This is a genomic window from Streptomyces diversicolor, assembly GCF_057537855.1.
The window spans coordinates 39200-47032 of the sequence record NZ_BAAJXA010000061.1; the positions used below are offsets into that span (position 1 = coordinate 39200).

Consider the following 7833-nt stretch of genomic DNA (forward strand, 5'->3'; position numbering starts at 1 on the left):
GCCCCGAAGGGACGCAGCCCCGCGGAACGGGGGGAAAAAATCAACGCGCTGTCTTCAGCGGCGCGATAGTGGGCAGGGACTCACCGGACAGCGCTCGGCGCGGCGACCGGACATCTCACCATGCGGTACTCGGGAGGGGAATTTCGGACGCTCGTTAGACTGGGCGGGCAATCGACGAAATGAGCGAGGAGCGCACGTGGGCCTTGTCGTGCAGAAGTACGGAGGCTCCTCCGTAGCCGATGCCGAGGGCATCAAGCGCGTCGCCAAGCGGATCGTGGAAGCGAAGAAGAACGGCAACCAGGTGGTTGTGGTCGTTTCCGCGATGGGCGACACGACGGACGAGTTGATCGATCTCGCCGAGCAGGTATCCCCGATGCCTGCGGGGCGTGAGTTCGACATGCTGCTGACCGCCGGAGAGCGTATCTCCATGGCCCTGCTGGCCATGGCGATCAAGAACCTGGGTCACGAGGCCCAGTCCTTCACCGGCAGCCAGGCGGGCGTCATCACCGACTCGGTCCACAACAAAGCCCGGATCATCGACGTCACCCCGGGCCGCATCCGTACGGCGCTGGACGAGGGCAACATCGCCATCGTCGCCGGTTTCCAGGGCGTCAGCGCCGACAAGAAGGACATCACCACCCTCGGCCGTGGTGGGTCCGACACGACGGCCGTGGCGCTCGCCGCCGCGCTCGACGCCGAGGTCTGCGAGATCTACACCGACGTGGACGGCGTGTTCACCGCCGACCCGCGGGTGGTGAAGAAGGCCCGGAAGATCGACTGGATCTCCTTCGAGGACATGCTGGAGCTGGCCTCGTCCGGGTCGAAGGTGCTGCTCCACCGCTGCGTGGAGTACGCACGCCGGTACAACATCCCGATCCACGTCCGTTCCTCCTTCAGCGGGCTCAAGGGCACGTGGGTCAGCAGCGAGCCCATCGAGCAAGGGGAAAAGAAGGTGGAGCAGGCCATCATCTCGGGTGTCGCGCACGACACCTCCGAGGCCAAGATCACGGTCGTCGGCGTGCCCGACAAGCCCGGTGAGGCGGCCTCCATCTTCCGTACGATCGCCGACGCCGAGATCAACATCGACATGGTCGTGCAGAACGTGTCCGCCGCGGCCACGGGCCTGACGGACATCTCCTTCACACTGCCGAAGACCGAGGGCCGCAAGGCCATCGACGCCCTGGAGAAGAACCGCCCGGGCATCGGCTTCGACTCCCTGCGCTACGACGACCAGATCGGCAAGATCTCCCTGGTCGGCGCCGGCATGAAGACCAACCCCGGGGTCACCGCGGCGTTCTTCGAGGCGCTGTCCGACGCGGGCGTGAACATCGAGCTGATCTCGACATCCGAGATCCGTATCTCGGTGGTCACCCGGGCCGACGACGTGCCCGAGGCCGTCCGCGCGGTGCACAGCGCCTTCGGTCTCGACTCCGACAGCGACGAGGCCGTCGTCTACGGGGGCACCGGCCGATGACCGTACGCCCGACGCTCGCGGTCGTGGGAGCGACCGGAGCCGTCGGCACGGTGATGCTCCAGATCCTGTCCCAGCGCGCGGACGTCTGGGGCGAGATCCGTCTGATCGCCTCGGCGCGCTCGGCCGGCCGCAAGCTGGCCGTGCGCGGCGAGGAGGTCGAGGTGGTGGCCCTGTCCGAGGCGGCCTTCGACGGCGTCGACGTCGCCATGTTCGACGTACCGGACGAGGTCTCCGCGCAGTGGGCGCCGATCGCCGCGGCCAAGGGCGTGGTGGTGGTCGACAACTCCGGCGCCTTCCGGATGCACCCGGACGTGCCCCTGGTGGTGCCCGAGGTCAATCCGCACACGGCCCGGGTCCGGCCGCGCGGCATCGTCGCCAATCCCAACTGCACGACCCTGTCGATGATCGTCGCCCTGGGCGCGCTGCACGCCGAGTTCGGGCTGCGCGAGCTGGTGGTGTCGTCGTACCAGGCGGTGAGCGGCGCGGGCCGGGCCGGCGTGGAGACGCTGCGGGCCCAGCTGTCCCTGGTCGCGGGCACGGAGCTGGGGACGAGCCCCGGTGATGTGCGGCGGGCCGTGGGGGACAGCACCGGGCCGTTCCCCGAGCCGGTCGCGCTGAACGTGGTGCCCTGGGCCGGATCGCTGCGGGAGGACGGCTGGTCGTCGGAGGAGATGAAGGTGCGGGACGAGTCCCGCAAGATCCTCGGACTGCCGAAGCTGCCGGTCGCCGTGACCTGTGTGCGGGTGCCGGTGGTCACCACGCACTCGCTGACCGTGCACGCCCGTTTCCAGGGCGAGGTCACCGTGGACGGCGCCCGGGAGATCCTGGCCACGGCGCCGGGCGTCGTGCTGTTCGACAATCCGGCCGCCGGTGAGTTCCCCACCCCCGCCGATGTGGTGGGCACCGACCCGACCTGGGTGGGCCGGGTGCGGCGCGCGCTGGACGACCCGACGGCCCTCGAACTCTTCGTGTGCGGCGACAATCTGCGCAAGGGGGCGGCGCTCAACACCGCGCAGATCGCGGAGTTGGTGGCGGCGGAGTTCTCGTGAGGGTGCGGCGGCACAGGAAATGCCCCGGCCGTCGGCGGATCGATTTGTAGGATCTGCGCAGGGATGTGGCCGGAAGCATGGTCCGGACCACTTGAACTGGATGCCCCGGGCGTCCGAAGATTTTCCTCCCCGCCTTCGCGCAACCGCGTGCAGGGCGGGGAGCGTCTTTGCTCTCGCTCCTTCGGGGCGTTGAGCTCGCCCCGCCGGGGCGTCGGGGCGCGATGATCCAGGCGTGGGGACGCCGTGATCAGGGCGTGGGGACGCCCGTTCATATGGGACACAGGGGAAGAACGGGGCGCATGGCGACATATAAGGCACTGTCGGGCGTGCTGCCCGCTGCGAAGAGAGCATCGGCCAGGCCGCCCGACGCGAAAGTGACGTCCGGCACGTACAACCCCTTCGGGGGTGAGCGTGTCCAACTGGCGTGGCAGAGGTACTCGACTTCAGCAGCGCGGTGCGCGGCACGACCCTGCGGCCCCGCCCCGCGGCGCTGCGTCCCCGCATACCCGGCGCGCCCGGCGGCATGCCGGTGATCGCGCCGATGCCCGCAGCGCGGCCCGCCCGCATCCCCAGCCAGCGCGACGGAGCCGAGGAGACCGCTGCGGCGGTCGGCACCACCGTCGACCACCTCACCGAGACCTATCGGACGCACTACCGCTCGCTGCTCGGCCTCGCCGCGCTCCTCCTCGACGACACCGCCTCCTGCGAGGACGTCGTCCAGGAGGCGTTCATCCGCGTCCACTCGGCCCGCAAACGCGTCCGTGACCCGGACAAGACCCTCGCCTATCTGCGCCAGACGGTCGTCAACCTGTCCCGCTCCGCGCTGCGCCGCCGCATCCTCGGTCTGAAGCTGCTCTCCAAGCCGATGCCCGACATGGCGAGCGCGGAGGAGGGCGCGTACGACCAGCTGGAGCGCGACTCCCTGATCAAGGCGATGAAGGGACTCCAGCGCCGCCAGCGCGAGGTCCTGGTGCTGCGTTACTTCGCGGACATGACCGAGGCGCAGGTCGCCGACTCGCTCGGCATCTCGCTGGGTTCGGTGAAGGCGTACGGCTCCCGCGGCATCGCGGCGCTGCGGCTGGCCATGGAGGCGACCGCATGAGCGAACGTCCCGAGGGTCCCGAGGGTCTCGAACCGGGCGACTCCCACGGCCGTCAGGAGCCCCACGGCAGGCACGAGCCGCCGCCGCGGCACGAGCAAGAGCACACGCCATCGCACGCTGGGAACGCAACTGTGAACCACGGCCCCGACGACAAGGGCCCCGAGAGGCTCGACGGGCTCGACGGGCTCGACGGGCTGGACCACGACGAACTGGGCCTGCGCAGGCTGCTGCACGCGGCGGTCGAGGACCTGGAGCCGCGCGACGGCACACTGGACCATCTGCGGCGCGCGGTGCCCGCCCGGCGGGCCCGCAAGCGGCACGCGGCGGTCGGCATGGCGGCCGCGGCCCTGTTCGTCGGCACCGCCGTCCCGGCCCTCGTCCACGTCTCCAACTCCGGCGGCACCGACCCCAACACCTCCATCGCCGGCCAGGCGTCGCAGGCCCAGGGCGGTGCTGGCCAGGGCAAGGAGCCGGACGGCGGCGAGCGCGCCACCGGCGGCGAGAGCGGCAGGACCACCGACCGGCCGACGGGCGGCGCGAAGGACGAGGAACGCGACAAGGGGCACGCCACCGGCGGCGGCTCGACCGGCGGCACCGGCCCCTCGGCCCCCGAACGCGCCGGCGCCCCGCTGTGCACGGCGACCCAGCTGGGCCAGGGCGCCGGCACCGTGGCCGCGCCCGACTCCACGGGCGTCGTCTACGGCTCCTTCCGGCTCACCAACGTCTCCGGCACCAGTTGCCAGGTCGGCGGCGCGGGCACCGTGAGCGTCCTCGCCCAGGGCGCGGCGGACCCGGCCAAGATCAGCGCCGTCCGGCATGTCGCCGGTGACGCCGCGGCCGGCCTGCCCGACCCGTCCCAGGAGAGCACCGGCCTGCTCCTCGCGCCCGGCAGCGCCTACGAGGAGAAGTTCGCCTTCGTGCCCTCGGAGACCTGTCCCACCGGCGGCGGCACCGGTGGCTCGGAGACCGGCGGGCCCAGCGCCGACCCGAGCCCCAGCTCGGACCCGGGCACCACCGGCGGCACCTCCACCGGCGGCACGTCCGGCACCAGCACGCAGCTGCTCACCGAGGACGGCACGACCGACGGCAGCATCCAGGTGCTGCACACCGCCCAGGCGGGCGGGCCGAGCGTCGCCACGACGGTGCCCAACGCGTGCGCGGGAACGGTCTACTGGACCGGAGTGCTGGCCGGGTCATGATCTCGCCGCGCCGCCGCGCGCGGGCGTCCGGCACCAGCGCACCGGCACCGGCGGCGGACGGCGCGGCGCGCTTCCGGCCGATCACACCCCGGACGGGCTCGGGACCTTCTCCTCGTCCGGCACCAGGCCCAGCTCGGCGTCCCGGGCGAACTCCGCCTCACGGCGCAGCAGCCGGAACCACATGAAGACCACGAAACCCGCGAAGACGAACCACTCGCCGGTGTAGCCGAGGTTCTGGAACGCCTTCAGGTCCAGGCCCGAGCCGCCGGGCGCCGTCGCCGGCACCGCAGTCATCCCCGAATCGGCCTTGTCGAGCGTGATCCACGCGTCGTACAGCCGGTAGGGCACCAGGTTCACCAGGGACGCCGAACTGATCGCCGCCGTCTGCCCCGACGGCAGCCCGCTCGCGGCGCTGACCCCGTTGTCGCCCGGCGTCTCGGACGCCTGGAGCGCACCGGTCACGGTGACCTCGCCGGCCGGCGGGGCGGGCGCCTTGGCCGGGTCCGCGGCGCCGGGCAGCCAGCCGCGCACCACGGGCAGCGCCGTGCCGGAGTCGGTGCGCAGCAGCGTCAGCACGTAGTAGCCGCTCCTGCCGTCCAGCTCCCGGTCGGGTACGAGAAGCTGCTCGCCGTACCGGCCGGTCGCGGTGGCACGCTTGCCGGACGTGGCCTTGTCGACGGGCAGCAGATCGGCCAGCGGGCGGGCCGGCTGCGTGCTGCCCGCCGCGGCCTGCTCGGTCGCGTCACGGTGGTCCTGCACCCGGTCCTCGAACCGGCTCAGCTGCCACGATCCCATGAAGACGCAGAACGGGATGGCGAGCAGCACGAAGACGTTGATGCCCCACCAGCGGGGTGTCAGCAGAAACCGGTACACGCCACCACGGTACGGGCTGCCGCCGCGGCTTCGGCCGCCGGGGCCGCGACCGCCGGGGCCGCGACCGCCGGGGAAGTTGTCCACAGGCTGTTGTCCACAGGCTGGGAGCACTCGGCAGCGGACGGTCGGTGGGAACAGGCACTATGGGGCCATGACTGGGGCCAAGAACGAGAGCAGCATGCCGGACTGGGAGAAGCGCTTCCGCGCGCCGCGGGTGTCGCTGCCGGACTGGGCGGAGGACGCGCCCGACCGCTCCCTGTTCGTGTCGAACGCGACGGGGACGTACGAGCTGTACGCGTGGGACCGCGCCACGGGAGCGCAGCGCCAGGCGACGGCCCGGCCGAACGGCACGACGGACGGGCTGCTCTCCCCGGACGGCGCGTGGATCTGGTGGTTCGACGACAAGGACGGCGACGAGTTCGGCGTGTGGCGCAGGCAGCCCTTCACGGGCGGCGCCGACGAGCCCGCCACGCCGGGCCTCGCACCCTCCTACCCGGCCGGCCTCGCCCTCTCCCGGGACGGCCGCACGGCGATCGTCGGCCGCTCGACGGACGAGGAGGGTACGACGATCCATGTGGCCCGCGGCGGCGAGGAGCCGGTCGAGTTGTACCGCCACCGCGAGTCGGCGGGCGTCGGCGACCTCTCCCACGACGGTTCGCTGATCGCGATCGAGCACACGGAGCACGGCGACGCGATGCACTCCGCGCTGCGCGTCCTGCGCCCGGACGGCACGACGGTCGCCGAACTCGACGACAGCATGGGCGGCACCCGGGAGCTGGGCCTTGAGGTGCTGGGTTTCGCCCCGGTCGACGGCGACACCCGGCTGCTCATCGGCCACCAGAGAAGGGGCCGCTGGGAGCCCCTGGTCTGGGACGTGGCCTCGGGCGAGGAGACCGATCTGGCCCTGGACCTCCCCGGTGACGTGAGCGCGGACTGGTATCCGGACGGCAGCGCGCTGCTCATCGCGCACAGCTTCGAGGCGCGCAGCGAACTGTTCCGCTACGACCTGGCGAGCCGCGAGCTGACCGGCATTCCGACCCCGCCCGGCTCGGTCTCCGGCGCGACGGCCCGGCCCGACGGCAGCGTGGAGTTCCTGTGGTCCTCGGCCGCCGAGCCGCCCGCGGTGCGTTCGACGACGGGCCGGGTGGTCCTTGACCCGCCCGGGATGCCCTGCCCGCCCTCGGTCGCGGTGGAGGACGCCTGGGTGACCGGACCGGGCGGCCGCATCCACGCGTTGATCCAGAAACCGGCCGGGGCCAGCGGCCCCCTCCCCACGGTCTTCGACCTGCACGGCGGCCCGACCTGGCACGACAGCGACTCGTTCGCCGCGGGCCCGGCGGCCTGGGTGGACCACGGCTACGCGGTGGTGCGGATCAACTACCGCGGCTCGACGGGCTACGGCCGGGCCTGGACGGACGCCCTGAAGCACCGGGTCGGCCTGATCGAACTGGAGGACGTGGCCGCGGTCCGCGACTGGGCGGTGTCCTCGGGCCTGGCCGACCCCGAACGGCTCGTCCTCACCGGCGCCTCCTGGGGCGGCTATCTCACCCTCCTCGGCCTCGGCACCCAGCCGGACGCCTGGACGGTCGGCATCGCCGTGGTCCCGGTCGCCGACTATGTGACGGCGTACCAGGACGAGATGGAGGCGCTGAAGGCCATGGACCGCACGCTGCTCGGCGGCACGCCCGAGGAGGTCCCCGACCGCTTCCGCGCCTCGTCCCCGCTCACCTACGTCGACGACGTCAAGGCCCCCGTCTACATCTCCGCCGGGGTCAACGACCCACGCTGCCCCATCCGCCAGATCGACAACTACGTCAAGCGACTCGAATCCCGAGGCGCGATCCACGAGGTCTACCGCTACGACGCGGGCCACGGCTCCCTGGTAGTAGACGAACGCATCAAACAGTTCCGCCTGGAACTAGCCTTCGCCCACCACCACCTCCCGGCGTAACCGCCCTGACCGACGGGGGCAACCGGGGGCGGCTAGGTCGCTGATGGCTCACCCCGACCGACGGGGGCCGGCCTGCCCGACGGGGGCCGGCCTGTTCGTCGAGGGCGGGACGACTCGGCCGACTGGGGCCGGGCGGTAGGGCCGACTGGGTTGGGCCGGGCGGTGCGGTTGGTCGACGCGAGACG

The 7833-nt window shown here is 72.1% G+C and carries 6 protein-coding genes; 5 read left to right on the forward strand and 1 reads right to left on the reverse strand.

The features are described 5' to 3' along the window. The first annotated feature begins 196 nt into the window (after positions 1 to 196). The 4 genes from AC27LF_RS41685 (at position 197) to AC27LF_RS41700 (ending at position 4824) form a co-directional block, all read left to right on the forward strand. Positions 197 to 1474 carry an aspartate kinase gene (locus AC27LF_RS41685; protein WP_479661710.1) on the forward strand — a complete coding sequence of 426 codons (1278 nt, stop codon included), beginning with the start codon at positions 197 to 199 and terminating at the stop codon, positions 1472 to 1474. Then, a complete protein-coding gene (locus AC27LF_RS41690; protein ID WP_404024884.1) occupies positions 1471 to 2523 on the forward strand; it encodes an aspartate-semialdehyde dehydrogenase in 1053 nt (350 codons plus the stop codon). Before AC27LF_RS41685 ends, AC27LF_RS41690 begins: the two co-directional genes overlap by 4 nt. 424 nt (positions 2524 to 2947) lie before the next feature. Continuing rightward, the gene (locus AC27LF_RS41695; RefSeq protein ID WP_479661709.1) at positions 2948 to 3625 is read left to right on the forward strand and encodes a SigE family RNA polymerase sigma factor; all 678 of its coding nucleotides are present in this window, start codon (positions 2948 to 2950) and stop codon (positions 3623 to 3625) included. 131 nt (positions 3626 to 3756) lie between these two features. Further along, positions 3757 to 4824, forward strand: coding sequence for a hypothetical protein (locus AC27LF_RS41700; RefSeq protein ID WP_479661708.1), 1068 nt, complete (start codon positions 3757 to 3759; stop codon positions 4822 to 4824). An 81-nt stretch (positions 4825 to 4905) separates the two neighbouring features. Here the strand turns inward: AC27LF_RS41700 and AC27LF_RS41705 are convergent, their stop codons facing one another. Next, on the reverse strand, positions 4906 to 5697 hold the full coding sequence (locus AC27LF_RS41705; protein ID WP_479661707.1) for an SURF1 family protein: 792 nt from the start codon (positions 5695 to 5697) through the stop codon (positions 4906 to 4908). Positions 5698 to 5848: 151 nt separating this feature from the next. Here AC27LF_RS41705 and AC27LF_RS41710 point away from each other — a divergent pair, with 151 nt between their 5' ends. Further along, positions 5849 to 7648, forward strand: a complete 1800-nt coding sequence (locus tag AC27LF_RS41710) for a S9 family peptidase (protein ID WP_479661706.1) — start codon at positions 5849 to 5851, stop codon at positions 7646 to 7648. Positions 7649 to 7833: the final 185 nt, after the last annotated feature.

Coding starts and splice junctions, on each gene's coding strand:
- AC27LF_RS41690 (WP_404024884.1), top strand. CDS start 1,471: ATGACCGTACGCCCGACGCTCGCGGTCGTGGGAGCGACCGGAGCCGTC.
- AC27LF_RS41710 (WP_479661706.1), top strand. CDS start 5,849: ATGACTGGGGCCAAGAACGAGAGCAGCATGCCGGACTGGGAGAAGCGC.